Below are 26,642 nucleotides of genomic sequence, written 5' to 3'. Positions count from 1 at the left end.
TATACATAAATTGGAAATAATATAATTGAGGTGAAAAATGAAAGAATTAATTAGAAAAGCCAATCTAGACTGTGTATATAAAATTAAAAAAGACAAAATGAAAGAATTCAAGATAATACCATTATACGAGAATGGTAATAAGGTTTTTGTAGCAACTTATGAAGAAAATGATGAAGGAAAAAATTTTATTGAATTTTTGTTTGGAAAAGAAGCTAAATTTATAAATCTAGATAAAAATAAATTTAATAAGCTTATTTCTTCAATAAGACCAGATGTAGGAGAAGATATAGAGGAAAAAATAATTTATAAAGTAATAACCCAAAATGGAAGTGATGTCCATTTTGAACCATCAAAAGATTTTGTAATTATAAGAGCAAGAATAGATGGGGGATTAGTACTTATAGGAAAATTAAGGATTAGTGATTATAATCAAATACTTTCAAGAGTCAAGCTAAATGGGAATATGGATATAGCTGAAAAAAGGAAACCTCAAGATGGAAAAATATTAATAAATAATAATTTAGGAACTTTTGATTGCAGAATATCAACTGTACCAGTAATTTATGGAGAAAAGATGGTAATAAGAATATTGTATCAAGAAAAATTAGATTATAGCATAAAGGGATTAAAATTACTTGATTATCAATTAGAAACTTTAAAGAAAATAGTAAATATAAAAAATGGGATGGTAATAATAAGTGGACCGACAGGAAGTGGAAAAAGTAGTACATTGTACTCTATTATATCAACTATTAAAGAAAAAGATATAAATATAACAACAATAGAAGATCCGGTAGAGTGTAATATTGAGGGGATAAATCAGATCAATATCAATAGAAAAATTAATTTAGGTTTTGCAGAGGGATTAAGAAGTACACTTAGGCAAGATCCAGATGTGATAATGGTTGGAGAAATAAGAGATGAAGAAACAGCCAATATGGCTATAAGAGCTTCTATTACAGGGCATAAAGTATATTCCACAATTCACACTAAATCTAGTAGAGAGGTATTTTTAAGACTTGAAGATATGAATGTTAAAAGCTACTTAATAAAGGACTCACTTGTAGGATTGATATCTCAAAGATTAATAGGATGTCTTTGCAGTAATTGCAAAAAAGTTTGCAAAGAAATATTTAATGGCAAAGAATATTTCTTTTATGAAGAAAGTGGATGTGAGGAGTGTAATTTTACTGGAATCAAAGGAAGAAGATTAGTTTGTGCTGTTCACTTTATAGATGAAGATATTAAAGAACGTTTAAAAAATATATATTTAGATATAGAATTACTTTCTAATAAGCAAATGTATGAAGTATGTAAAACTATGCTTTTTGATGGCATTATAAGCTATGGGCAATATAAAAAATTTATTGAAGGAGAAGACCTAATAAAATATGAAGGATGTAAAGAAATACTCTTATAGGGATATAAGTATTATATGTGAAAATTTATGTACTCTATATAATAATGGTCTTCAAATAACTAGATCTATAGAATTATTAGAAGATTTTCCCCTTAGAAAAGATTATAAATTATCTATAAAAAAGATAGCATATGAAATAAAGAAAGGCTCTAGCTTAGAACAAGGATTTTCTATCTTTAAACCCTTATATCCATCATTTTTTCTTGGTATGATTTCTATTGGAGAAAAAACTGGAAGGCTAAGTGATGTTTTTAGAGAAATGAGTATCTACTATAAAAGAAAGGATACAATGAAAAAAGAAATAATAAATGCATCTATATATCCGATGTTTTTAATAGGCGCAATGATTTTTATGAGTATATTCTTTATACTTTTTATAATTCCACAATTAGAGGATGTATATCTATCAGTAGGTTCAGAATTGCCTTATTTGACTAAGGTTTTATTAAACACTTCTAAATGGGTAAATGATTCACCTATAATTGCTTTTTCCTTTATAGCTATATGGGGAGTGTTGGTTCCGATTATAGTTATTAAGCCATATTTTAAAAGAATAATTGAATTTATAAGAAATAGAATAAATATATTAAAAGAAATAAGAGAATATGAAATGATATTGCTTATAAAAGTTATTATTTCAAGTGGGATTAATATATCATTAGCCTTAAAATATTGTGAGGAAGAAAATAGTGGAAATAAATTATATAAAAAACTAAATGATAGAATTCTTAAAGGTGATGAATTATCTAAAGCTATTGATGAGGTGATTAATCTTTCAAAGTATACTATTGCAATGATTAAGTTAGGTGAAGAAAGTGGATCATTAGATGAAAGATTAGAAGATTTAACGGAGACATTAAGTAAAAGATGTAACGAGAGATTTAAAAAAATTGCAGCGCTACTTCAGCCTACTGTAATAATATTAATGGCATTTTTAGTGGTATTTTTTCTAGGAGTATTTGTATTACCGATGTTTGATGGAATGTATGGAGGCATAGCTTAAAGATGAGGAGAGGAGTTACAATAATTGAAGTAATTGCTGTTATAGCTATATTATCTATTATATTTGTCTTTGGCGGATCATCTATAAGTTATTACAAGAGGTTGAATAGAGATGTTGAGGTAGAAAATTTTCTATCCTCATTTAAACATATAGTTACTGAAGGTAAAATAAGTGCCATAGATACAGAATCAAATTTAAAGATAAAGATAGAGAACTCAAATAAAAAGATAAAATTAATGAATGGACATGAGGAGATAAACTCTATTGAGATGCCAGAATATATACAGTTAAATAGAAATGGAATTATAGATATAACATCAGAAGGTCAAGTTAAAGCAGGTACTACTATACTAGATAATACTAAAGATAAAGAAAAATATTTTATAAGTATTAGAGTAGGAGTTGATTATATAAATATTGAAAAAAAGAAGATTTAAAATAAAGCATAATGGTTCTATGCTTTTAGAATGTATTGCAGCAATATTTATAATTACAATGGTTTTTATATTGTTTATAGATATGAATAGATCAGATCATAAATCTTTTAAAATTAGAAATGATATGAGAGTAAATAGCATATTACTTAACAATGTAATAAATGAAATAAAGTTTAATACAAGTATAGATGAATTGAAAGATTTATTTTTAGATAACAAGATTACAATAGGAATTAATGAGAATATTTTTGAAGAACTTAAAACAAAAGATATATTAGGTATAAATGATATATTCTCAGATAAGATAATTCAAGTAGAAAAAATTAAAGAAGAGGAAGATGGTATTTTACTAGATTTTGCACTTATTGAAAATGGAGAGGATATAGTTTTAAAGGAAGAGGTAAAGAAAGAGATTTGGATGGGAGAAAGAGATTTAAAAAAGGATATACAATAATTGAATGTATTGCATATATTTTTATTTCCTCAGTATTAGTTACATTAATTATGAATACGACATTAGAGATATATAAATATACATCTAGACGAACTGAAATGATCAATAGAGAAGATGAGATAGATAATGCAATATTAAATATTAGAAAAATATTTAATGAAGTAGGTAATACAAAATATATTGTAAATAATAACAAGATAGAAATAATAAAAGAAGAACAAGGTAAGGAACAAGTAGATAATAATTCTAGTTATATTAATGTAAATTCTAAAGAATTTGAAGTTATAAGTAGGAATTTAAGAGTTAAATATTATTCATTTAATAATGGAAATAAAGAGTATAAAACATCAAACCTAATTTTAGAGAATGTGAAATCATTCAATGTATATAAGAAGGAGAACCTAATATATATGGAAATTGTAGTTGATGATAGGAGTTACTTAGTATGTTTATAAAGAAAAGAGGGTATGTATTGATAAGCTCTTTTGCATTAATTACTTTTATAACTATAGTAATTTTAGGTGGAGTAACTATATTTAAGATGAACCTAAAATATAGTAGTAAATATAAAATACATGAAAGTATGATGGACTTAAGGTCAACACAACGAACTATACTTGATATAGTTAATAAGTGGGCTTTGGATAATAGTGAACAGTTAATAAAAGGTATGGAAAATGATATATATTACAATATAAGGGATAGAGATTATAATATTAAATTAACTTATTTAAAAAATGAGGATACATTTAAGATAAATTATGGAATAAAAAATTTAGATAATTATATGTATTGCACTTATATAAAGTCTTTAATTTCTGATGATGAAATTAAAGATACAACTGAAAAATTTAATATAATTCTTATTTTAAAAAGAGAGGTTATAATTGAATGATAAAAAGTAAAAAAGAAATACTTATATTTAAAAACAAATATAAATATGGTAAAGAAATTTTAGGTATAGAAGACATCAAATCAGAAGTTATAAAAAGTAGAAATAGTAAATTTTTAATATTAGATGAAGAAATTTATATAAAAGAATACAATAAAACAAAAATAACAGATATAAAGATCCTTATAGAGAATGAGATAAAACAAGAATTTAGTTCTGATGATTATTTAATAAATTTTAGTGTTGATTATAAAAATAAAAAGACACTTATTTATGCTATAAAAGGTGGAGTGAAGATATTACCTTTTTTAGATTACATTAAAAGAATAGAAGTAAATCCAATTCAGTTTTTAATATTAAAGTATGTAAGAAAAAAGATAAGAAAACAAAATTTTGAATCTATTATAGAAATAGAAGGTAAGTATTATTATATAAAGGTAAGAAATAATAGAATAATAAGAAATTTAGTAGCTATATCTAAAGATGAGATTGGAAAAATAGATAATGTAGTTTTTGGAAAGTTTGAGTTTCCATTTAAAAGTAAGAATTTAATTATTGGAGAGAAATAATGAATAAAAATTTTATACCTGAAAAATTTATTGAAAAACAGGATAAGAAATATAAAAGAAGTATAAATAGAGGATTATTAATGATATTAATTTGCAATTTACTTATATTACCTATAAACATAAGTAACATTATAGAAAATAAAAAGAATATTAATAATGTAGAAATAGAGAATAGTATTGATAATAAAATTTCGTATTCCAAGAAAGAAATACTGAAGTGGATAGAAGTATTAGATTTATATACAAGCTTTGGAGAAATAAAAAATAATTCTGGAGAGATACTTATGATAAATGATAAGTACTTAAAGGATATTAAGGAAAATTTAGATATTATTAAGATTAATAATTATGATGAGGGGTATTCTTTAAATGTGGTTGGTGATAATAAATGAAAAAAACGTATATTAAATACATAATATTAATTATTTTATTAGTAATACAAGGTTCTATATTAATATCCTCAGAAAAGAAAAAAGAAAAAAAGAACTTTATTGATGCTGTAAAAGTATCTTCTACTGAAAGTACAAAGGATATAAATGAAATATTTAATGATTTTAAAAAGATAAATGGTGTAAAGATTAATAGTATAGATAATGAAGATGGTATAAAAATAGATATAACTTTTGAAGGAAACAAAAGCGATGTATCGACATTTATGGATAATATATTAGGATATTGTATATCAGAATATGAAATAAGTTATCAAAATGAAAAATTTTTACTAAAATTATTGCTCCAAGAGTATAAAAATAAAGAAAATATATAATAATATTTAGAGAAAGATTTTAAATATATAAAAATACTGTTAAATTAACAGGTTAAATAATTGCATTTAACAGTGACTTTTGATAAAATAGCATTGTATGTCAGAAGAAACCAAATTATGATTATATATGATTAAAAGTTAATAGTATAACTTATTTGGAATTGAATTTATACTTTTGGAGGGATATTTAATGATATCAGCAGGAGATTTAAGAAAAGGTACAACTTTCGAACACGAAGGACAAGTATTTACAGTTGTAGACTTTTTACACGTTAAACCAGGAAAAGGTGCAGCTTTCGTTAGAACGAAGTTAAGAAACGTTATATCAGGAGGAGTTACTGATACAACTTTCAACCCAACAACTAAGTTCCAAGAAGCTGTAATTGAAAGAAAAGAAATGCAATATTTATACACTGATGGAGAGTTATACTACTTCATGGATCAAGAAACATATGATCAAATTCCTTTAAACTATGAAAAGGTTGAAGATGCTATAAAGTACTTAAAGGAAAATATGTTTGCTATTATTAAATTCTACAAAGGTGATGCTTTCTCAGTTGAAGCTCCAAACTTTGTTGAATTATTAATAACACACAGTGAACCAGGTGTTAAAGGAAATACTGCAACAAATACATTAAAACCAGCTACTGTAGAAACAGGTGCAATCATAAACGTTCCAATGTTCGTTAATGAAGGAGACACTATAAGAATTGACACAAGAACTGGCGAGTACATGGAAAGAGTTTAATAGTATAACAAATTGCTAAGTTCTTAGAACTTAGCAATTTTAATATAAAAGGAAGTGTTGATGTGAATCATATAAGAGAAGAAATCCAAGAGCTAAATGATTATATAGATAAAATAGATATTAACGAAAATAAAGAAGTGTTAAATAAAGTTTCTAATATATTAAGTAAGATGACTGATAAGATTGAGGAACTTACAATAAATCAAGAAACAATGCAAGAGAATCTAGAATATATGGATGATGATCTTTCAGGAATTCAAGAAGAATTATTTGAGGAAGTTTCATTAGAAGAATTAACTGAGATAGAAGATGAATATAAAGAAGTAAAGTGTATTCATTGCAATAAACCAGTATTTATTGAAGCTTCTGCAATTGAAGAAAATAGTAATATACCATGTCCATATTGTAATAAAAATATAATGAATTAGTTGTTTTAAGAGTTTTGATTTCAAAGCTCTTTTTTTTATGCTCATTTTACATATTTTTTTTGAAAAGAGTAATATTTGTTAAGTGAAATAAATATTAATTATAGAGAATAAAAGAAGTTTTACTATATTAGGAGGTAGAGTGAGTGTTGAAGGAAGAAAGTAGATTGAATATTTTTCCTGAAAAGATTGCTGACACAATTGATAAATATAAAAATGAAAAAATTCAAGAAATACGTATAAAGATAAATAAACCTATTATCATATATACAAATGAGGGGGAGGTAATATTATCTAATGAGGTTACAAAGGAAGAATTTAAATTTATTCTTCAAAGGATATCAAATTATTCAATATATGCCTATGAAGAGGAAATAAAGCAAGGCTTTATAACATTAAAGGGAGGACATAGAGTTGGAATAGCTGGTGAATGTGTTATGGAAAATAATAAAATTAAAACTATTAAAAATATTTCATCTCTAAATATAAGAATATCTAAAGAAGTAATCGGATGTGGAAAAAAGGTCCTTAAGTATATAACAAATAATAATGTTGTTAGAAATACATTAATTATATCTCCACCTAAATGTGGGAAGACAACTATATTAAGGGATATAACAAGAATATTATCATCAGGAGATATGAAAGAAAATTTAATGGGTAAAAAAGTTGTGGTAATAGATGAAAGAAGTGAAATTGGAGCAAGTTATGTTGGTATTCCACAAATGAATTTAGGAATTAGAACTGACATATTAGATAATTGTCTTAAAAAAGAAGGTATGCTCATGGCTATTAGATCATTATCACCAGATGTTTTAATATGTGATGAGATTGGAACTGAAGAAGATATAAGTGCATTAAATACAGCATTTAATTCAGGGGTTAATATTGTAGTTACTGTACATGGATCTAATCTTGAAGATATCAAAAAGAGGAAAGCTTTTGATAATCTTTTATTAAGTGGAATTATAGAAAGAGTAATAGTTCTAAGCAATAGATTAGGAGTTGGAACAATTGAGAATGTGTATTCCATAAAGAGAGATGTTGAAATAGTATGTTTAGGCTAATGCTTCTATTATTAATATTTTGCTGCTTTTGTTATGGGGGATATATTTTAGGAGAGAAATTTAACAAAAGGCACAAAACTCTTCAAGAAATTTTAAAGAGTATATTACTTCTTCAAAATGAAGTTGTGTATAATACAACTCCTCTACCAGAAGCATTATTTTCAATTGGAGCAAAATGCAGGATGCCACTAAGTGAATTATTTACAAAGGTTGCAGACTTATTATTACAAGGAAAAAGAGAGAGTGTGTATCATGCTTTTAACAGTGTTTATAAAAATGAAAAAGATAAGTTATATCTAAATAAAGAGGATGAACGAGCAATTTCAGATTTTTTAAAATCGTTAGGTGAACTTGGAGTATATGGGCAAGAGAAGATGTTTAATTTAGTTATATCTAATTTAAATATAAATATAAAAGAGGCAGAATTAATAGCAAATAAAAATACAAAATTATATAGATATTTGGGTATATGTATAGGGGCAATGGTAATTATATTTTTACTATAAGTTAGGAGGGGTGAAATGTTAGATATAAGTATATTATTTAAAATTGGTGGTGCTGGAGTATTAATAATAATATTAGATAAAGTTTTAAAAAGTAGTGGAAAGGATGACATAGCAGTAATAACTAATATAGCTGGAGTAGTTATTCTATTACTTATGATTGTTTCACTTATTGGAGATTTATTTCAATCAGTTAAAACTATGTTTATGTTATAGGTGATTTAATATGGTTATTTTAAAAGTAGTTTCCTTTGCACTAATTGCATTGTTTATTTATCTGTTATTTAAAGATAGAAGAAGCGATTTAGCTGTTTTAGTTTGTCTTGCAGCAGGAGTAATGATTTTTGTTTTTATGTTAGGTGAGCTTCAGAATATAATTTCATTCTTAAGAGATATTGCAAATAGAGCTGGAATTGATATGGTTTATATTGGAATAATAATGAAAATACTTGCTATTGCATATTTGGCATCTTTTGCGGCAGAGGTATGCAAAGATGCAGGTGCATCAACAATAGGTTCTAAAGTAGAGTTTGCAGGAAAGATTATGATCTTAGCACTTGCGATACCAATACTTATGGCGGTATTAGACTCTATTTTAAAGATCTTGTAGGTGAGTATTTATGAAGATAAAATTTAAAAAGACAGTAATTATAACTATTCTTACAATAATATTTTCAATTATTCCAATAATAACATCATTTTCTGGAGGAAGTGTTGCAAAGGCTGAAAATAAAACAGTAGAAATTAATAAGGAAGAGGTCTTAGATGGCGAAACTAAGGAAGGGCTTAATAATTTATATGAATATATAAATAAGATGAAAACAGATGTTGAGTTAGTAAATGAGCTTGATCCTATTGAATATGTAAAGTCATATATTGAAGAAGGACATGGTAATTTAAGTTTTTCAGTAGTTTTTAAAGCTATAATAAGTTTATTATTTAGAGAAGTTAGAAGTGTTCTGAAACTTGTTATATCAGTTATAGTCATAGCTATATTATGTTCGTTACTTAAAAACTTACAGGATGCTTTTAAAAATGAAAATATATCGCAAATTGCTTTTTTTGCATGTTACTCAATATTAGTTATGATACTTTCAAAAAGTTTCATGATATCAATAGCAGTTGCAACAGATGCTATTAATGAAATTGCAAACTTTATGGCAGCATTATTGCCTATCTTAGTTACAATGATTGCTTTAGCTGGAGGATTTGTACAAGCGGCTACATTAGATCCAATAATTTTAGTCGCTGTTACAATGATACCTAGAATATATATTTCTATAATAATACCTTTAATATTAATAGGCTTTGTAATGGAATTTGCAAATAATATATCAACTGAGCATAAGATAGATAATTTGTGTAAGCTAGTAAAACAAATAATAATGTGGTCTCAAGGAATAATCATAACTGTATTTATTGCAACTTTAACTATAAGAGGGATTACAGCAGATACAATGGATGCAGTTGCACTTAAAACTACTAAGTTTGCAGTTGATAATTTCATTCCTATAGTTGGAAAAACATTCTCAGATGCTATAACCTCAGTTGCAGGCTATTCTTTAATAATTAAAAATGCAATAACAGGTGTAGGGCTTATTGTAATTGTATTAGTACTTTTATATCCAATAATAAAACTAGTTCTTATGTCATTTATATATAAGTTATCTGCAGCATTAGTTGAACCTATAAGTGATAAAAGAATAACTTCATCTATAGCAGCAGTTGGAGATGCCCTTATACTATTACTCTCATGTGTAATAAGTATAAGTTTTATGTTCTTTATTTTATTAGGAATTATGGCATCAGCGGGTAAATTTGTAGTAGGAGGATAAGGAATTTGGAATTGTTAAATAATTTTGTAATAACACTAGTTACAACATTAATATTTATTGCTGCTGTTGAATTAATTGCACCAGATAACAATATGAAGAAATATTTGAAGTTTGTTTTAGGGTTAATACTTATAGCAGTTATTTTAAATCCTATCTTAACAATAATTTTAAATGGTGAAGAAGAGTTAAAAGATGCAATTAGTTCCTATGATGGTGAATATAATACTAATAAAAAAATAGAAAAGAATGATGACGAACTATCAAAGGTCAAAAATGAAAGCTTTAAAAAAAATTTTAATAAAAATTGTGAAAATATATTAAAAAAAGAATTTAAAGATTTAGAGTTTAAATGTGAAGTGGATTGTGAAGTTGATTTTAATAAGACTGATTTTACAATAAATAGGCTAGATATAAGAGTTAAAGATAAAAATATTCAAAAAATAGATAAGATAGATAAAGTAGATATAAAGCCTAAGGAAGAGAATAAAGAAAAGATAGAAAATGTTAAATATAAAGAAGTAGTTAAGTTTATTTCAAAAGAATTAGATATTGATGAAGGGAAAATTAACATATATAAAATGAAGTAAAGGAGATGGTAGAGTGGATGGAAAAAAGATTAAAAAAATCATAGATGATTTTTTGAAAAATAAGAATATAAACAGGTTAATTATTATTATTGTTATTATTGCATTTTTACTTTTAGCATTAAATGTGCTAAAACCTTCTAAAGAAAAATATAGTAACCAAGAGACTGCAACATCAAGTGGATTAGAAAGTGAAGGTTTAAATAATAACGCGACTGAAAGTAGTGTAAAAGATGAATATGAAAGAGAGCAAAAGGAACAATTAACAACAATATTAAAAAAAATGGATGGCGTTGGAAGTGTGGATGTAATGATTTCTTTTGAAAGTGGAGAGAAGAAAGTTCCGGCATATGATGAAGATACGCAAACCTCAGTTACAGAAGAAACAGATAGTGAAGGAGGAAAGCGTGTAAATGAACAAAAAAATGACGGTTCAAAAGTTGTTATGACAACCAAAGACCAGGGTAATGAGCCTTTTATACTTCAAACATATAAGCCAAAAGTAATAAGTGTTTTTGTTGTGGCAGAAGGAGCGGAAAATAGTAAAACAAAATATGAAATCCAAAAAGTTGTATCAAATTTATATGACCTTTCTATAGATAAAGTTAATGTATATTCCATGAATAGTTAGCATATAATTCAATAGGTAAAGGATGGGAGGAGAATAAAATGAATAAAAAACAATTTGGTATTATTTTCACTTTGCTAGGACTAATAATATGTGTTGGTCTTCTAGCGACGAAGCTTAATGAAGGTGGACTAAATGATCCAACTGATTTAAGTCAGGTACTTTCAGCAAATGAAGAAGAAAAGGATAAAGATAAAGAAACAGTGGCTCAAAAGGATTTCTTCTATGATTCTAGAACAGAAAAAGAAACAAGCGATGCTGAAACAATTACAAACTTAAAAGCAATAATTGAGGATAAGAATACCTCAAAAGATCAAAAAGCTAGTGCTCAAAAACAACTTTTAGAAAAGACTAAGCAAAAGGATAATGAAAATAGAGTTGAAATTAACATAAAGAATAAAGGGGTAAAGGATGTATTATGTACTATTGATGGTAGTAAAGCGAAGGTGTTTGTAAAGACTGATGGTATTGATGAAAAAATGAGTTTACAAATACAAGAAATAGTGCAAGATGTTGCAAATATAAACGATATCTCAATAGAAGTAAAAAAATAAATGCATTGTAATGTAAAATCATATTTGATATAATAAGCATAAGATAATAGTTTCGCAAAGTGCGAAGCCTAGGAGGTCGAAGTGAATGGAAAACTTCAATAATGAAAACATTGGAATCGTAAAGATTTCAGATGAAGTTGTATCAGTTATTGCTGGTATTGCAGCAGAAGAAATTGATGGAGTTATGGAATTCCAACATGGAGTTACAAACAACATATCACAGCTACTTAAAGGTAAGAAGTCATCAGGTAAGGCTGTAAAGGTTACTTTAGAAGAAGATAGAGCAAGAATTGAGATGGCAGTTACTGTAGAGTATGGTGTGAAAATACTAGATGTTATAGGTGCAGTTCAAGAAAATGTTAAGAAGACTGTAGAAGCTATGACAGGATTAGTTGTAAGTAGTGTAGATGTGTATGTTCAGAACATATATCTACCAAAGAGTTCAGAAAAAGAATCAAAGGAAATGTAGTTTCACCCTCTGATATTCAGAGGGTGTTTCCTTGCTTGAATATATAATGTTTAACACTATTAGAATAAGTCTATAATAAGATTAGAAGAGGAATCATTAGGAGGAAAAGATGAGTAGAAAAGTATCAAGAGAGAAAGCAATGGAATTAATATTTAGCACAATGTTAACAAAGGAATCATATAACGAGGCGATGGAAACATTTGTTGAAAATTATGAAGGCAATATAAAAGAAGTAGATTTAGAGTACATAAAAGAAGTTTTAAAAGGTGTAGAAGAAAATAAAGATTCAATAGATAATTTAATAAAAGAAAATTTACAAAAGTGGAAAATAGAAAGAATATCAAAAGTAAATCTTGCAATACTAAGACTTGCAGTTTATGAAATGAATTATGTAAATGATGTACCTGAAAAGGTTGCTATAAATGAAGCATTAGAAATAACAAAGAGATATTCAGATGAAAAGTCAGTTTCATTTGTTAATGGAGTTTTAGATAAGATATATAAGAATAAATAGGGGGATTTATCTTGGATAAGATTATTGATGGTAGAGAGGTTTCAAAAAACATTAAAGAAAACATAAAGAATTTTATAGAATATAGAAAAGAAAATGGGCAGATAGTTCCTAAAATTGCATCTATATTAGTTGGTGATGATGGTGGATCAATATACTATTTAAATTCACAAGAGAAGGTAGCAACTTCTCTTGGAGTTTTATTTGATAAGATTATGTTAGATAGCACTATAATGGAAGAGGAGCTTGTTTCATTAATTGATAGCCTAAACAATGATGAGAATGTTCATGGGATAATGCTTCAATTACCATTACCAAAACATATTAATGAAAAAAGAGTGCTTAATGTTATATCTCCAAAGAAAGACATTGATTGCTTAACATATGAAAGTGTTGGTAAATTATATCTTGCAGAAGATACATTTATGCCTTGTACACCTAATTCAGTAGTAACATTATTAAAAAAATATAACGTTGCTTTAGAAGGTAAAGAGGTGGTTATTCTAGGAAGAAGTAATATAGTTGGAAAAACTGTTTTTCAAATGCTTTTAAATGAAAATGCAACAGTTACAATATGCCATTCAAGAACTAAGGATTTAGAAAAAGTTTGTAAAAGAGCTGATATATTAGTTGTTGCTATTGGAAGTCCAAAATTTATTACATCTGAATATATAAAAGAAGGTGCAGTGGTAATTGACGTTGGTACTTCATCATTTGAAGGGAAAATAACTGGTGATGTTGATTTTGATGATGTTTTAGAAAAAGCATCTTTAATAACTCCAGTCCCAGGTGGAGTAGGAGCACTTACAACTACACTTTTAATTAATAATGTTTGTGAGGCAATTAAGAAAAATGAGAATTAAAATATTAAATGTTTCAGAGGTTAATAATTATATAAAAAAAATTATAGATAATGACTTCATATTAAATAATCTCTCTGTAAAAGGAGAGATTTCTAATTTAAAGTATCATTCAAGTGGCCATATATATTTTTCTTTAAAAGATGATAATGGGAAAATAAATTGTATTATGTTTAAAGGAGATACTTTAAACTTAGAGTTCAGATTAAAAGAGGGGATGGAGGTAATTGTTAAAGCAAGAGCTTCTTTATATCCAGCTAGTGGAAGTCTTCAATTATATTGTAGAGAAATTGAACAAAGTGGAATTGGAGAACTCCATATTAAATTTGAGAGACTAAAAGAGAAACTTCTAAAAGAAGGAATCTTTGATGAGAAATACAAAAAAAATATACCAGACAACCCAAAGAGAATAGGTGTTATAACTGCGAAAACAGGTGCAGCTATACATGATATATTAAATGTTTCCAGAAGAAGAAACTCATCAGTTGATATTGTATTATACCCAGCTAAGGTACAAGGTGAAGGTGGATATAAGACAGTAATTGAAGGCATTAAATACTTTAATATAAAAAAATCAGTTGATGTTATAATAATTGGAAGAGGTGGAGGTTCTATTGAAGAGCTTTGGAATTTTAATGAGGAAGAATTGGCTTATTCAATATTTAAATCTAAAATTCCTATAATATCTGCTGTAGGTCATGAAGTTGATTATACTATTTCAGACTTTGTTGCAGATTTAAGAGCAGCTACTCCATCACAAGCAGCAGAAATGGCTGTAAATAATAAAAGTGAAATGACAAATGAACTATTAAGTATTAGAACTTTACTAAATAAAAATATTGATAGTATAATAGGATTAGAAAAAAGTAACATAAGTTCTTTAGAAAGAATATTATTATTAAATTCACCTATTTCAAAAATAAGTAATAGTTACTTAGAATTAGATTCAATAAAAAAGAACTTAGAAAAAGTTATTAAGAATAGATTAGATAAAGAAAATAATAAATTACAAGAGTTAAATTCACTGTTAATAGCAAATAATCCTTTAACAATCTTAAATAAAGGATATACAGTTGTTAAGAGTGGTGATTTAATCTTAAAAAGTAAAGATGAATTGATTAAAGATAGAGATATAGAGATATTATTTAGAGATGGTAGTATAAAAGGACAATTTAAGCCTAATTAAAAAAGGAGAGAAATATGGCAAAAAAAGTTAGTTATGAAGATATGCTTCAAAATTTAAAAGATATTTTAGATAGTCTTGAAAAAAATGAGTTAAGCTTAGATGAAGCTATGAAAGAATATGAAAAAGGAACTAAGCTAGTAAATAAACTTTACAAAACTTTAAATGAATATGAGGGCAAAATATCTATAGTAGAAGATAATGAAGAAGTGGAGCTTGAGAATAGCAATGAATATTAATGATTTAAAATATAAAATAGACTTATATCTACAAAATTACTTTTGTGGAAAAGATGGTTATAATAAATTAATATATGATGCGGAAAGTTATAGTTTAAATGTAGGTGGTAAGAGAGTAAGACCTATATTAGCAATACTTACATACAATGCTTATAAAAAAGATTGGGAAAAAGCATTGAAAATGGCAAGTGCTATAGAGATGATACACACATACTCCTTAATACATGATGATCTTCCTTGTATGGATGATGATGATTTAAGAAGAGGGAAACCTACGAATCATAAAGTATATGGTGAAAATATAGCGGTACTTGCAGGAGATGCTCTTTTAAATGAAGCTATGATTTTACTTATGGAAAGTGCAAAAGAAAATGGAATTTATGCACTAGATGCATCAATTGAACTTGCAAGGGCATCAGGATCAGAAGGTATGATTGGAGGTCAAGTTGTTGATATTATAAGTGAAGGAAGAACTATACCAGTTGATGAACTAAAATATATGCATCTTAAAAAGACTGGAGAACTTATAAGAGCTTCAATAGTATCTGGCGCTTTGCTTGGAGAAGCACCTAAGGATGATCTAGATAAACTAAATAGTTTTGGAGAAAAATTAGGTCTTGTATTTCAAATAAAAGATGATTTATTAGATGTTATTGGAAATGAAGAAAAACTAGGTAAAAAGACTCATGCAGATGAAGTAAAAGACAAAACAAATTTTGTTTCTGTATATGGAATAGATAAGTGTGAGAATTTGTGCAGAGAACTTACAGAGGATTGTATTGAATTATTAAGAAGTTTAACGGTGAATAGCGATAATTTAATAGAATTAACAAAAAACCTTTTAATAAGGGAATTTTAAAAAGAGGGTTGGGATAGTATGAAGGATATTTTAAGTGAAATAAAATCTCCTGCGGACGTAAGAGTTTTGACTACACCTGAAATGTATGAATTATCAAATGAAATAAGAGATTTTTTAATAGATTCAGTGTCTAAAACAGGAGGACATCTTGCATCTAATCTTGGAGTTGTTGAATTAACACTTAGTCTATTTAGTGAGTTTAATTTAGATAAAGATAAAATAATATGGGATGTTGGACATCAAACTTACATTCATAAGATATTAACTGGTAGAAAAGATAGATTTAAAGAGCTTAGAAAGCATAATGGAATGAGTGGATTTCCAAAGAGAAATGAAAGTGTTTATGACTTTTTTGACACTGGACATAGCAGTACATCTATATCAGCGGCATTAGGATTTGCTAGAGCTAGAGATTTAAAAAATGAAGATAATAATGTAGTAGCTGTTATTGGAGATGGAGCTTTAACTGGAGGAATGGCTCTTGAGGCATTAAATGATTTAGGCTTTAAAAAGACAAAAATGATTGTAATTTTAAATGATAATCAAATGTCAATATCAACTAATGTTGGAGGGTTATCATCTTATCTAAATAAAGTAAGAATGGAACCTGAATATAATAAGTTTAAAAAAGGAATAAACAATAAATTAAATAACAGTTCAGCTGGTAAACGTATTGCAAAAAAATTAAGTAAAATAAAGGATAGTATAAAGCAATTAGTAGTGCCATCTATGCTATTTGAAGATATGGGACTTAAATATTTAGGGCCTATAGATGGACACAATATAGAAGCTATGAAGAATGTATTATCTAAAGCAAAGAATATAGATGAACCTGTAATAATTCATGTTGTAACTCAAAAAGGTAAGGGATATGAACTTGCTGAGAAAAGTCCTGATAAATATCATGGAGTTTCCCCTTTTAATTTAGAAAATGGAGAACCTATAAATACTGCAAGATGTAATTATTCTAAAGTTTTTGGTAATGCACTAATGAAATTAGCAGAAAAAGATGAAAATATTGTGGCTATAACAGCTGCTATGCCAGATGGAACCGGATTAAAAGGTTTTATGGAAAAGTATCCTAAAAGATTCTTTGATGTAGGAATAGCAGAGCAACATGCTGTGACTTTATCAGCGGGAATGGCATGTTCTGGATTAAGACCAGTATTTGCAGTGTATTCAACATTTCTCCAAAGAGCTTTTGATCAGGTTTTACATGATGTATGTATTCAAAACCTTCCGGTAGTATTTGCTATAGATAGAGCGGGACTAGTAGGTGAAGATGGAGAAACACATCAAGGTATATTTGATATATCATATCTTTCCATTATACCTAATATAACAATAGTTACACCTAAGTGTTTGGATGAAATAGAACCACTTTTAGCTTGGGCTTTAAAACAAGAAAGACCAATAGCTATACGATACCCAAGAGGTGGAGATATAATACCAGAACTTAAAGCATTAGAAAAAATTGAGTTTGCAAAATGGGAAGTTCTAGATGAGGGAAAAGGTTCTAAATGTGCAATAATTTCAACTGGAAGAATGACTCAACATTCTATGTTAGCAAAAGAACTTTTAAATAAAGAAGGAATATATCCTAAGTTAATTAATGCAACATTTATAAAACCACTTGATGAAGGAATAATTAAGAAATTATCTAATGAAGGATATGATATAATAACAGTAGAAGATAATGTAATTAAAGGTGGATTAGGATCTAATATATTACTATCACTTAATAATTATGGATTTGAAGGGACTTTTAAGGCATTAGGTTATAATGATGAGTTCGTTGAACAAGGTGATACTACAATTCTTTACAGTGAGTGGAATTTAGATCCAAAGGGAATAAGAGATGAAGTATTAAAATTGTTAAAAACAAGGAGATAAAAATGGCAGATAAGAAAGAGAGACTTGATGTATTATTAGTAGATAGAGGGATAATTTCATCAAGAGAAAGAGCTAAAACAAATATAATGGCTGGAAAAGTATTTGTAGATGGACAAAGAGTTGATAAAGCAGGAGCAAAAGTTAGTGTAACTTCGAATATTGAATTTAAAGGTGACACTATACCCTATGTAAGTAGAGGCGGACTTAAGCTTGAAAAAGCCATGAAGGAATTTCCTTTAGTTCTAGATGGCAAAGTTTGTATGGACATAGGAGCATCTACAGGTGGATTTACAGATTGTATGCTTCAAAACGGTGCTAGAAAAGTATTTTCAGTTGATGTTGGATATGGGCAATTTGCATGGAAACTTAGAACTGATGAAAGAGTCGTTTGTATGGAGCGTACTAATATTAGATACGTAACTCCAGAAGATATAGGAGAAAAGCTTGACTTTGCATCAATAGATGTTTCATTTATATCATTAAAAACAATTATGCCAGCTACTATAAATCTTTTAAAAGATGATGGTGAAGTTGTAGCTTTAATTAAACCTCAATTTGAAGCTGGAAGAGAAAAGGTAGGTAAAAAGGGAGTAGTTCGTGAAGAAAGCACTCATAAAGAAGTAGTAAACTCCATAGTAAACTATCTATTAGAGCATGATTTAAATATATTGGGGGTTAGTTACTCACCTATAAAAGGACCAGAAGGAAATATAGAGTATTTAGTATACTTTACTAAGAATAAAGAAAAAGTTAGCAACTTTAAGATGGAAGATATAGGAAATGTAGTATCTGCTTCACATTCAGAAATATAAAAGGCGGGATATTTATGAGACATATAGGTATTGCAATAAATCCATCTAAGGATTGCGAAGGAATTATTGTAAATTTAGTTATTGAAAAATTAAATAAAGCATTTGATAAAGTAAAAATAGATATATTCAATACATATGAAATTAAATGCAGTGATCTTTCAAAAAATATAGAATTACTTATTGTGCTAGGTGGAGATGGAACATTACTTGGTGTTGCAAGAAAGATATCTAATAAAATGGATATACCACTACTCGGAATAAATATTGGTAATCTTGGATTTTTAAGTAGTATTGATATATCAGAGATAGATAAAGCTATATTTAAACTTAAAAATGATCTTTTTAAGGTAGAAGAAAGAATGCTTTTAAAATGTAAGATAAATGATGTTAAAAATGATGAACAAATAGCATTAAATGACATTGTAATTGCAAGGGGTACGTTATCAAGAATGACTAAGTTTAATATATATGTTGATGGAAAATATTACAGTTCCTTCAAAGGTGATGGTCTTATTATTGCAACACCTACTGGTTCTACAGCATATTCATTTTCAGCAGGTGGACCATTTATATATCCAGACTTAGATGTTATATTAATAACACCTATTTGTCCCCATACAAAAAGTATGCAAACTATGGTTCTTAGAGGAGATAGTAAAATAACAATTAAAACATTCCATGAAGAGGAAGAGCTTTATCTAACTGTTGATGGTCAAAAAGTATATGAAGTAGACAAGAAGGCTATAATTAAAATAAGTAGAGCTGAGAGGGAAGCAAAGCTAATACAATTTGATGATTATGACTATTTTGAAGTATTAAGAACAAAAATTTTAAATAAATAATAGAATGAGATGGTGAGGTACATTGAAATCAAAAAGACATGAAAAAATATTAGAAATTATTAAAGAGAAAGATATAGAAACTCAAGAAGAGCTTGCAGAAGAGTTAAAAAAATCTGGATTTGATGTTACTCAAGCAACTGTTTCAAGAGACATTAAAAATTTAAAACTATTAAAGATGCAGTCAGTTGCAGGAAAATATAAGTATGTTGTTCCGACAAAAGAGTCATCAAATATTATTGACAAACTTGCAAATATATTAACAAATGCTGTTGTGCATGTTGAGAATGTAGATAAGATGGTAGTTGTAAAAACTTTTACAGGTGGAGCATCTGCGGCAGCTGAAGCAATTGATAGCTTAGGATTCGAAGATATAGCAGGTACTGTTGCAGGTGATAATACAATATTTATTTTAGTTAGAAGTCTTGAAGGGGCAGAAGACCTTGTAACTAGTATACAAAGTAGAATTAATGAGTAATTATAGGTGGTATAGATGTTAATACAATTAAATATTAAAAATTTTGCGCTTATTGAAGAAATATCAATAGATTTATGTGAAGGATTTAATATACTATCTGGAGAAACTGGGGCAGGTAAGTCAATTTTAATAGATGCAATAGATTACGTGCTTGGCGGGAAGTTTTCAAAAGATTTAATTAGAACAGGGGAAAGTAGAACTCGGGTTGAAGCTATATTTGATATTAAAGATAGTAAACTTTTTGATGTATTAAATGAATTAGAAATAGAATTTGATGATACATTAATAATATCAAGGGAAACATTATTAAGTGGGAAAAGTATCATAAAAGTAAATGGTAAAAGTATAATTGTAAGTCAATTAAAAAGAATAAGAGAAAAACTTTTGGATATTCATGGACAACATCAAAATCAGAGTTTACTTCAAAAAAGTAGTCATGTTAATTATTTAGATAGTTATATTGGTGAAAAAATAGAAAATGAATTAGATAAATTTTTAATTTTAAGAGAAGAGCTATTAAAAACCAGAGAAAAGATAAAAAATATCAATGGAAATAAAGATAGAGATAAATTAGTAGATTATATTAAATTTCAGATTGAAGATATTGAAAAAGGTAAATTGAAAATAGGTGAAGAAGAAGACTTAAAAGACGAATATAATATTCTATCTAATGCAGAAAAAATAACTCTTGCAATTAGTAATAGCTATAATTTTTTAAATGGTATGGAATCTTCAAGTGTACTTGATTCTCTTTCAAAAGTAATATCAGAGTTAACTTCTGTTGAGGAGCATTTTTTAAAAATAAAAGGAAAAAGAGAAGTTATAGAAGAAGCTTTTTATAATATAGAAGAAGCATCAAGAGAACTTAGAGATATGTCTGATGATATACATTATGATGAAGAGGAACTGGCAAGAATAAATGAAAGATTATTTACTATAAATAGCTATAAGAAGAAATATGGTGGATCAGTTGAACTAGTTATATCTAATTATAATGATTTGAAAAAACAATATGAAGAATTAGTGCATGCTGAAGAAATAATTAAAGAACTTGAAGAAAAAGAAAAAGAAATTTTTGCTAAAATGAAAAAAGTTGGTGAAAAAATTTCTTCTATTAGAAAATCTTATAGTAAGGAACTTGAAGATAGGATTTTATTAGAATTATCTTATGTTGGATTAGATAAATCAAGAATGAACATACTGATAGAACAACAAGATGACTTTAATGAAAAAGGTTTTGATGACGTTACATTCATGATTTCAACAAATCCAGGAGAACCACTAAAATCGCTTGAAAAAGTTTTATCAGGTGGAGAATTATCTAGAATAATGCTTGCACTAAAATGTGTTTTTGCGGATAAAGATGATATTCCAACATTAATTTTTGATGAAATAGATACTGGTATTAGTGGGCAAGTCGGACAAAGAGTTGGAGAAAAGATGTATCAAGTATCTAAGAATCATCAAGTTTTATGTATAACACATTTACCTCAAATAGCTATATTATCTGATCATCATTATTTTGTGTCTAAAGAAGTTAAAAATGAGAAGACATTTACAAAGATAAGATTATTATCAATTGATGAAAAAATATATCAAGTAGCTACAATGTTAGGTGGAGATAGTGTAACTAATGCAACATTGGAAAATGTAAGAGAGATGTTTGAAAACTCAAATACAAAAAAAACAGAATTAAAAGCAATATAATACATATCTGAGAGGATAAAAGGAAAAAATAAAATCACGGTAACTCTGTGGTTTTATTTTTTTGTTTTAAAAAAATTTGTCTATTATAGTAAAGTTAATACAGAATATATGGCATGTCTTCAGGGTAACTTAAGAACAGAGGCAAAGGAGGAGAAGAGATGAAAAGGAAAATAATAAAATCTATAAGTTTCTTAATGACCTTGATAACTATATTGGTATTAACAACAATTTTTACTATTAAAGATATGCCAGATAAGGTATACACAAGTAATGAAATAGAAACAACTTCTATATTTGATGACATTAGCCCCTTAAATCGTTTAACTTATAATGGTGATACTGTAGATATAAGCTTCATGGGATTAATTCCTCTTAAGTCTGTTTCTGTACAAAATATAAAAGATTTAAAATTATATCCTGGCGGAACTAGTGTTGGTGTAAGATTATCATCTAATGGAGTATTAGTTGTAGGATTTTCAGATATAATGATAGGTGATCAAAAAAGTGAAAGCCCATGTAAAACATCTGGAATAGAACTTGGTGATTTAATTACTGAAATTAATGGTAAAAAAGTGTATACTACTAAGGAAGTAATGAATATAGTAAGAAATTCAAAAAAAGATAAAATAGACTTAGTTATAAATAGAGATGGAAAAGATATAAAGAAATCAATTAACATGAAAAAAGAAAAAGATGAATATAAGCTAGGACTCTGGATAAGAGACTCTACAGCGGGAGTTGGTACTTTAACATTTTATCATGAAGAAACAGGGAAATTTGGAGCATTAGGACATCCAATTACAGATGGAGACACAAATACTAAATTTACTGTAAAATCTGGGGAATTATTAGAGGCATCTGTAATTAGCTTAAGAAAAGGAGAAAAAGGAGCGCCAGGAGAACTAAAAGGTATTTTTACAAATGAAGATACTCCAATAGGAAGTATTCAAAAAAATACTCAATGTGGAATATTTGGATCAAAGAAAAATGATTATTTGCAAGAAAAAACTGTGACTCCACTTTCAGTTGGTTTTAGGGATGAAATTGAAGTTGGTAAAGCTAAGATTATAACTACAATAGATGAAACTGGTCCAAAAGAATATGATGTAGAAATTGTAAAAAAGTTAAATCAGGAAACTCCAAGTCCAAAAAGTATGATTATAAAGGTTACTGATGAGGAACTTTTACAAAAGACAGGTGGTATTATTCAAGGCATGAGTGGTAGTCCTATTATACAAAATGGAAAAATAATAGGAGCAGTAACACATGTTCTTATAAATAAACCAGATGTTGGATATGGAATATATATAGATTGGATGTTAGAAGATGCAGGGATTATTAAATAATATAGTTTAAAAGGTAAGGCACAATTTGTCTTACCTTTTTTAATTATAGATATAAAGGTATGAAATAATATAAAAAGCAAAGAAAATGGAAAAAATTACTAAAAACTATAGACGAATTACTATAAATAGTGTATAATTTACAAATAGTGGAAGGTGAAACTTGCCGTTAAAATAAAAATATATAAATTATTTCTATTATAAAATTAAGTGTTATCTTATAAAAGGATTTTCCAAATAAATGTCGAATACTTATAAAGTAAGGGAAAATTAACCTTCTTTGAGATAACATACAAAGTTTTGTGGGTAGATATAGTTGTACAATATAAAATGGATAAAGGGGAGAAAAACATGGAAGATTCAAAAATATCTGTACTTATAGCTGATGATAATAAAGAGTTTTGTAGTATTTTGAATGATTATCTATTAAATCAGAAAGATATTATAGTAACTGGTATAGCAAAAGATGGAAGGGAGGCTCTAAGTCTAATAGAAGCTAAAAAACCAGATTTAGTAGTACTAGATATCATTATGCCTCATCTAGATGGATTAGGAGTATTAGAAAAATTAAATAATATGAATTTGGATAAGATGCCAAGAGTTATTGTCCTATCTGCTGTTGGTCAAGATAAAATAACTCAACAAGCAATTACATTAGGAGCAGATTATTATGTTGTAAAACCATTTGATATGGACATATTTACAAAAAGAATAAGAGAAATGTTTAATACTGGTGCACCTAGAGTAAATACAGTAAATAGACAAACTATAAATTCTCAAAATAATGATATGATTTCTCATAATACATCAATATCACACAATGAACCAGTTGATTTAGAAACTGAAATTACAAGTATAATACATGAAATAGGAGTTCCAGCTCACATAAAAGGATATATGTATTTAAGAGAAGCAATAACAATGGTAGTGAATGATATGGAATTATTATCAGCAGTTACTAAGGAATTATATCCATCTATAGCTAAAAAATATAATACTACTGCATCAAGAGTAGAAAGAGCAATAAGACATGCTATAGAAGTTGCTTGGGGTAGAGGACAAATAGACGCTATTAATAAGTTGTTTGGATATACTGTTCATAATGATAAGGGTAAACCAACTAACTCAGAGTTTATAGCAATTATTGCAGATAAATTAAGATTAAAAAATAAGGTATCATAAATGTTGTAGTTGAGCCAAAGTTTAAAATACTATGGCAATAAGCATTGTAAAAATAATTATAAAAAAACGTTATTTATAATAATAAAGTGAATATTAAAAAGTTTTAAAATATCTTTTATTTATGAAGTTACAAAGCTCTATAGATAGAAGATATTTTTTTATGACAAGAATAAAGAAAGTAAGTAATTTAGAAATGTGAGATTTTGTTAGGAATGTATCTCTTGAGGAATCAATTAAGTTTAATATAGGTGTAGAGCTAGTAGATTTTTTAGTGGAATAATTTGCTTATATTTATAATTAGATGTATAATATAAAACTATAATTTTTAAACAAAGGAGGAATAGTTATTAGTATATATTTATCAGTACTTATTTTTTTAATTATATTTATAGGTATATTCGGGAATCGGAATTATAGAAAAATGAAAAGAGAGTATAAAAATCAAGGGTTAAACTTTATTAACTATTATAATAATGTTGACCATTATGGAGGTGTTAAAGACTTAGGATTTATTGCTGGGGGAAGTGTATATTTATTTGAAGATAGGGTTAGAGTGTATGGAGAAGATATATTTATAAAGGATATCGAATATTGTAGAGTAAAAACAGAAACGGAATTATTTGAACTTATATCACTTAGTAAAGTAATAGCATTTATAAAATTAGCATCATCACTAAAGAAAAAAGAAAAGAGAACTAGACATTATATTTTAATCAAATGCAAATTAAAAGGTGAGATAACAAGACTTGATCTTAGTTTTAAAGATGAAAATGAAGATTTTGTTAGAAGAATTAATGAGTTAATTAATCAGAAAAAAATTGATGAAGAGTTAGCAAATAGTATTAGATTATATAATTATGGTGAATAATATATGCTGAGAAGTAGTAATTTACTACTCTTTTTTTGTGAAAGAATTTATTTTTATTTATCATGGATTAAATAATGAGAACGGATTCTTTATGATATTCTAGATAGAAATATCTAGTCTTTTTGGGTAGGAGGAAATTGTATGGAAAGCATAATCAATAAATTAAAGTTAATCTTAAATAATATACTCGTAAATGATTATATGTTTGAACAAAAAGTTAGTGCATAAGCTTTTAATTTTAACAGAAACAAAATAAAAGATACTTAAGCAATTATAATACTTAGGGCTCAGATTTTATATATAAGTATTAAATAAACCTATTAGAGTATATTTTTAAATAACAAGAATCATAGATTTATTTAACTATGTAATAAATTACATTTTAGCTTGATATTATATTAAGTAAATACACTCTCATAATATATATCAAATGTAGGAAAGTTTAAAGAAATTTAAAAGGATTTTCCATATTAATACTTAATATGATGATATCATTTTAAGTATTAAAGTTATATTATGATTAAAAGGAGATTATATGTTTAATTTAAAAAATGAAATAAATTTCTATAAATTAATCTGGCTTTTTATGGTAGGATCTGTCTTAGGATATGCAGTAGAAATGCTTTGGTGCTATATTAGAAATGGTTATTTTGAAAGTAGGCAAGGGTTATTATATGGACCGTTTAGTCCCGTATATGGTATAGGATGTGTTCTTCTTACTATAGCATTATATAGATTTGCTAAATTTAGTGGATTAATAATATTTCTTATAAGTGCTATTTTGGGTGGAATATTTGAATATGCATGCTCATGGGGACAACAGAAATTAGTAGGTACAATATCTTGGGATTATACGAGTAATGCTCTTAGTATTAATGGAAGAACAAGTGTTGAGTATTGTGTATTTTGGGGAATATTGGGTGTGTATTTTATAAAAGAGATATATCCTTTATTTAACAAGCTTATGGCGCATTTTTCTAATAAATCTATAAAAGTTTGGACATACATATTTTTAATAATTATGATACCTAATATTACTTTGTCTGCATTAGCTGTAAGAAGAGAAGTTGCGAGAATAAATCATGTTAAAGCTGATAGTGTTATTGATAGATTTCTAGATGAACATTATCCTAATTCATATATGAAAAAAGTATATCCTAATATGATTTTCCCAAAACCTAAAAGTTAGGTCATTAAAAAAATGTATACAATGGAGGATAAATAGAATATAAAAATTCATGAAAAGCATTAGGTTAATTCCTGATGCTTTTTTATTGTATATTAAATTAAAAAATAAACTAAAAGTAAATATTTAAATCTTAAATAAAATACTCGTAAATGATAATTAAAAAAGAAAAAATAAATACCATATATTTACAAATAGTAAAATATGTCATATAATATTGATATAGAATGAAATTTATTTAATAAAAGGAGACGGTAATGAGATTTGATAAAGAAATATCTACATTTATAAGAAATGAAATAAATGATTTAGGAAATGATATTTTTAT

34 protein-coding genes are annotated in these 26,642 nt (G+C 27.0%); all 34 read left to right on the top strand.

Going from position 1 to position 26,642, the window contains the following annotated elements:
* Nucleotides 1–37: 37 nt before the first annotated feature.
* The 34 genes from JOC62_RS14305 (at nt 38) to JOC62_RS14140 (ending at nt 26,317) form a co-directional block, all read left to right on the top strand.
* Nucleotides 38–1,420 (top strand): GspE/PulE family protein, encoded by a 1,383-nt coding sequence (locus tag JOC62_RS14305; RefSeq protein ID WP_243425082.1) that lies wholly within the window; start codon nt 38–40, stop codon nt 1,418–1,420.
* Nucleotides 1,392–2,423 (top strand): type II secretion system F family protein, encoded by a 1,032-nt coding sequence (locus JOC62_RS14300; RefSeq protein ID WP_204595964.1) that lies wholly within the window; start codon nt 1,392–1,394, stop codon nt 2,421–2,423. The genes JOC62_RS14305 and JOC62_RS14300 overlap by 29 nt, the downstream gene beginning before the upstream one ends.
* A gap of 2 nt (nt 2,424–2,425) precedes the next feature.
* On the top strand, nt 2,426–2,860 hold the full coding sequence (locus JOC62_RS14295; RefSeq protein ID WP_204595963.1) for a prepilin-type N-terminal cleavage/methylation domain-containing protein: 435 nt from the start codon (nt 2,426–2,428) through the stop codon (nt 2,858–2,860).
* Nucleotides 2,841–3,314 carry a hypothetical protein gene (locus JOC62_RS14290; protein ID WP_204595962.1) on the top strand — a complete coding sequence of 158 codons (474 nt, stop codon included), beginning with the start codon at nt 2,841–2,843 and terminating at the stop codon, nt 3,312–3,314. The genes JOC62_RS14295 and JOC62_RS14290 overlap by 20 nt, the downstream gene beginning before the upstream one ends.
* Nucleotides 3,275–3,769 (top strand): type II secretion system protein, encoded by a 495-nt coding sequence (locus JOC62_RS14285; protein ID WP_204595961.1) that lies wholly within the window; start codon nt 3,275–3,277, stop codon nt 3,767–3,769. The genes JOC62_RS14290 and JOC62_RS14285 overlap by 40 nt, the downstream gene beginning before the upstream one ends.
* Nucleotides 3,760–4,209 carry a hypothetical protein gene (locus JOC62_RS14280; RefSeq protein ID WP_204595960.1) on the top strand — a complete coding sequence of 150 codons (450 nt, stop codon included), beginning with the start codon at nt 3,760–3,762 and terminating at the stop codon, nt 4,207–4,209. The genes JOC62_RS14285 and JOC62_RS14280 overlap by 10 nt, the downstream gene beginning before the upstream one ends.
* Nucleotides 4,206–4,775, top strand: a complete 570-nt coding sequence (locus JOC62_RS14275; RefSeq protein ID WP_204595959.1) for a hypothetical protein — start codon at nt 4,206–4,208, stop codon at nt 4,773–4,775. The genes JOC62_RS14280 and JOC62_RS14275 overlap by 4 nt, the downstream gene beginning before the upstream one ends.
* Nucleotides 4,775–5,167 (top strand): hypothetical protein, encoded by a 393-nt coding sequence (locus tag JOC62_RS14270; RefSeq protein ID WP_204595958.1) that lies wholly within the window; start codon nt 4,775–4,777, stop codon nt 5,165–5,167. The genes JOC62_RS14275 and JOC62_RS14270 overlap by 1 nt, the downstream gene beginning before the upstream one ends.
* Entirely contained in the window at nt 5,164–5,541 is a 378-nt protein-coding gene (locus tag JOC62_RS14265) for a hypothetical protein (protein WP_204595957.1), read from the top strand. The genes JOC62_RS14270 and JOC62_RS14265 overlap by 4 nt, the downstream gene beginning before the upstream one ends.
* A gap of 190 nt (nt 5,542–5,731) precedes the next feature.
* Entirely contained in the window at nt 5,732–6,289 is a 558-nt protein-coding gene (efp, locus tag JOC62_RS14260; RefSeq protein WP_204595956.1) for an elongation factor P, read from the top strand.
* A gap of 62 nt (nt 6,290–6,351) precedes the next feature.
* Nucleotides 6,352–6,717 carry a CD1247 N-terminal domain-containing protein gene (locus JOC62_RS14255; protein ID WP_204595955.1) on the top strand — a complete coding sequence of 122 codons (366 nt, stop codon included), beginning with the start codon at nt 6,352–6,354 and terminating at the stop codon, nt 6,715–6,717.
* 146 nt (nt 6,718–6,863) lie between these two features.
* A complete protein-coding gene (gene spoIIIAA, locus JOC62_RS14250; RefSeq protein WP_204595999.1) occupies nt 6,864–7,781 on the top strand; it encodes a stage III sporulation protein AA in 918 nt (305 codons plus the stop codon).
* Nucleotides 7,769–8,287, top strand: a complete 519-nt coding sequence (locus JOC62_RS14245) for a stage III sporulation protein AB (RefSeq protein ID WP_204595954.1) — start codon at nt 7,769–7,771, stop codon at nt 8,285–8,287. Before spoIIIAA ends, JOC62_RS14245 begins: the two co-directional genes overlap by 13 nt.
* A 15-nt stretch (nt 8,288–8,302) precedes the next feature.
* The gene (spoIIIAC, locus tag JOC62_RS14240) at nt 8,303–8,500 is read left to right on the top strand and encodes a stage III sporulation protein AC (protein WP_204595953.1); all 198 of its coding nucleotides are present in this window, start codon (nt 8,303–8,305) and stop codon (nt 8,498–8,500) included.
* A gap of 10 nt (nt 8,501–8,510) precedes the next feature.
* A complete protein-coding gene (spoIIIAD, locus tag JOC62_RS14235; RefSeq protein ID WP_204595952.1) occupies nt 8,511–8,894 on the top strand; it encodes a stage III sporulation protein AD in 384 nt (127 codons plus the stop codon).
* A gap of 10 nt (nt 8,895–8,904) precedes the next feature.
* Nucleotides 8,905–10,119, top strand: coding sequence for a stage III sporulation protein AE (gene spoIIIAE / locus JOC62_RS14230; RefSeq protein ID WP_204595951.1), 1,215 nt, complete (start codon nt 8,905–8,907; stop codon nt 10,117–10,119).
* Nucleotides 10,120–10,124: 5 nt separating this feature from the next.
* On the top strand, nt 10,125–10,706 hold the full coding sequence (gene spoIIIAF / locus JOC62_RS14225; protein ID WP_204595950.1) for a stage III sporulation protein AF: 582 nt from the start codon (nt 10,125–10,127) through the stop codon (nt 10,704–10,706).
* Between the two features lie 13 nt (nt 10,707–10,719).
* Nucleotides 10,720–11,334, top strand: a complete 615-nt coding sequence (gene spoIIIAG / locus JOC62_RS14220; RefSeq protein WP_204595949.1) for a stage III sporulation protein AG — start codon at nt 10,720–10,722, stop codon at nt 11,332–11,334.
* A gap of 38 nt (nt 11,335–11,372) precedes the next feature.
* A complete protein-coding gene (locus tag JOC62_RS14215; RefSeq protein WP_204595948.1) occupies nt 11,373–11,885 on the top strand; it encodes a SpoIIIAH-like family protein in 513 nt (170 codons plus the stop codon).
* A gap of 85 nt (nt 11,886–11,970) precedes the next feature.
* The gene (locus tag JOC62_RS14210) at nt 11,971–12,354 is read left to right on the top strand and encodes an Asp23/Gls24 family envelope stress response protein (protein WP_204595947.1); all 384 of its coding nucleotides are present in this window, start codon (nt 11,971–11,973) and stop codon (nt 12,352–12,354) included.
* 109 nt (nt 12,355–12,463) lie between these two features.
* Nucleotides 12,464–12,868 (top strand): transcription antitermination factor NusB, encoded by a 405-nt coding sequence (nusB, locus tag JOC62_RS14205; RefSeq protein WP_204595946.1) that lies wholly within the window; start codon nt 12,464–12,466, stop codon nt 12,866–12,868.
* A gap of 11 nt (nt 12,869–12,879) precedes the next feature.
* On the top strand, nt 12,880–13,728 hold the full coding sequence (locus JOC62_RS14200) for a tetrahydrofolate dehydrogenase/cyclohydrolase catalytic domain-containing protein (RefSeq protein WP_204595945.1): 849 nt from the start codon (nt 12,880–12,882) through the stop codon (nt 13,726–13,728).
* Entirely contained in the window at nt 13,718–14,911 is a 1,194-nt protein-coding gene (xseA, locus tag JOC62_RS14195) for an exodeoxyribonuclease VII large subunit (protein WP_204595944.1), read from the top strand. The genes JOC62_RS14200 and xseA overlap by 11 nt, the downstream gene beginning before the upstream one ends.
* A 14-nt stretch (nt 14,912–14,925) precedes the next feature.
* Nucleotides 14,926–15,147 (top strand): exodeoxyribonuclease VII small subunit, encoded by a 222-nt coding sequence (gene xseB / locus JOC62_RS14190; RefSeq protein ID WP_204595943.1) that lies wholly within the window; start codon nt 14,926–14,928, stop codon nt 15,145–15,147.
* Nucleotides 15,137–16,006, top strand: coding sequence for a polyprenyl synthetase family protein (locus tag JOC62_RS14185; protein WP_204595942.1), 870 nt, complete (start codon nt 15,137–15,139; stop codon nt 16,004–16,006). The genes xseB and JOC62_RS14185 overlap by 11 nt, the downstream gene beginning before the upstream one ends.
* Nucleotides 16,007–16,024: 18 nt before the next feature.
* Nucleotides 16,025–17,899 carry a 1-deoxy-D-xylulose-5-phosphate synthase gene (dxs, locus tag JOC62_RS14180; protein WP_204595941.1) on the top strand — a complete coding sequence of 625 codons (1,875 nt, stop codon included), beginning with the start codon at nt 16,025–16,027 and terminating at the stop codon, nt 17,897–17,899.
* Between the two features lie 2 nt (nt 17,900–17,901).
* Nucleotides 17,902–18,711 (top strand): TlyA family RNA methyltransferase, encoded by an 810-nt coding sequence (locus JOC62_RS14175; RefSeq protein ID WP_204595940.1) that lies wholly within the window; start codon nt 17,902–17,904, stop codon nt 18,709–18,711.
* Between the two features lie 14 nt (nt 18,712–18,725).
* Entirely contained in the window at nt 18,726–19,553 is an 828-nt protein-coding gene (locus JOC62_RS14170; RefSeq protein WP_204595939.1) for an NAD(+)/NADH kinase, read from the top strand.
* Between the two features lie 22 nt (nt 19,554–19,575).
* A complete protein-coding gene (locus JOC62_RS14165; RefSeq protein WP_204595938.1) occupies nt 19,576–20,028 on the top strand; it encodes an arginine repressor in 453 nt (150 codons plus the stop codon).
* Between the two features lie 15 nt (nt 20,029–20,043).
* Nucleotides 20,044–21,735 carry a DNA repair protein RecN gene (gene recN / locus JOC62_RS14160; protein WP_204595937.1) on the top strand — a complete coding sequence of 564 codons (1,692 nt, stop codon included), beginning with the start codon at nt 20,044–20,046 and terminating at the stop codon, nt 21,733–21,735.
* Nucleotides 21,736–21,893: 158 nt separating this feature from the next.
* Entirely contained in the window at nt 21,894–23,081 is a 1,188-nt protein-coding gene (gene spoIVB, locus JOC62_RS14155) for a SpoIVB peptidase (RefSeq protein ID WP_204595936.1), read from the top strand.
* A gap of 348 nt (nt 23,082–23,429) precedes the next feature.
* Nucleotides 23,430–24,260, top strand: a complete 831-nt coding sequence (spo0A, locus tag JOC62_RS14150; RefSeq protein ID WP_204595935.1) for a sporulation transcription factor Spo0A — start codon at nt 23,430–23,432, stop codon at nt 24,258–24,260.
* A 421-nt stretch (nt 24,261–24,681) separates the two neighbouring features.
* Nucleotides 24,682–25,128: a hypothetical protein gene (locus JOC62_RS14145; RefSeq protein WP_204595934.1), complete on the top strand. Its 447-nt coding sequence runs from the start codon at nt 24,682–24,684 to the stop codon at nt 25,126–25,128.
* Between the two features lie 535 nt (nt 25,129–25,663).
* Nucleotides 25,664–26,317 (top strand): putative ABC transporter permease, encoded by a 654-nt coding sequence (locus JOC62_RS14140; RefSeq protein WP_204595933.1) that lies wholly within the window; start codon nt 25,664–25,666, stop codon nt 26,315–26,317.
* Nucleotides 26,318–26,642 lie beyond the last annotated feature (325 nt).

This window comes from Clostridium sardiniense (assembly GCF_016907995.1).
GTDB classification, from domain to species: Bacteria; Bacillota; Clostridia; order Clostridiales; family Clostridiaceae; genus Clostridium; species Clostridium sardiniense.
This window is presented reverse-complemented; position numbering and strand designations above follow the sequence as displayed.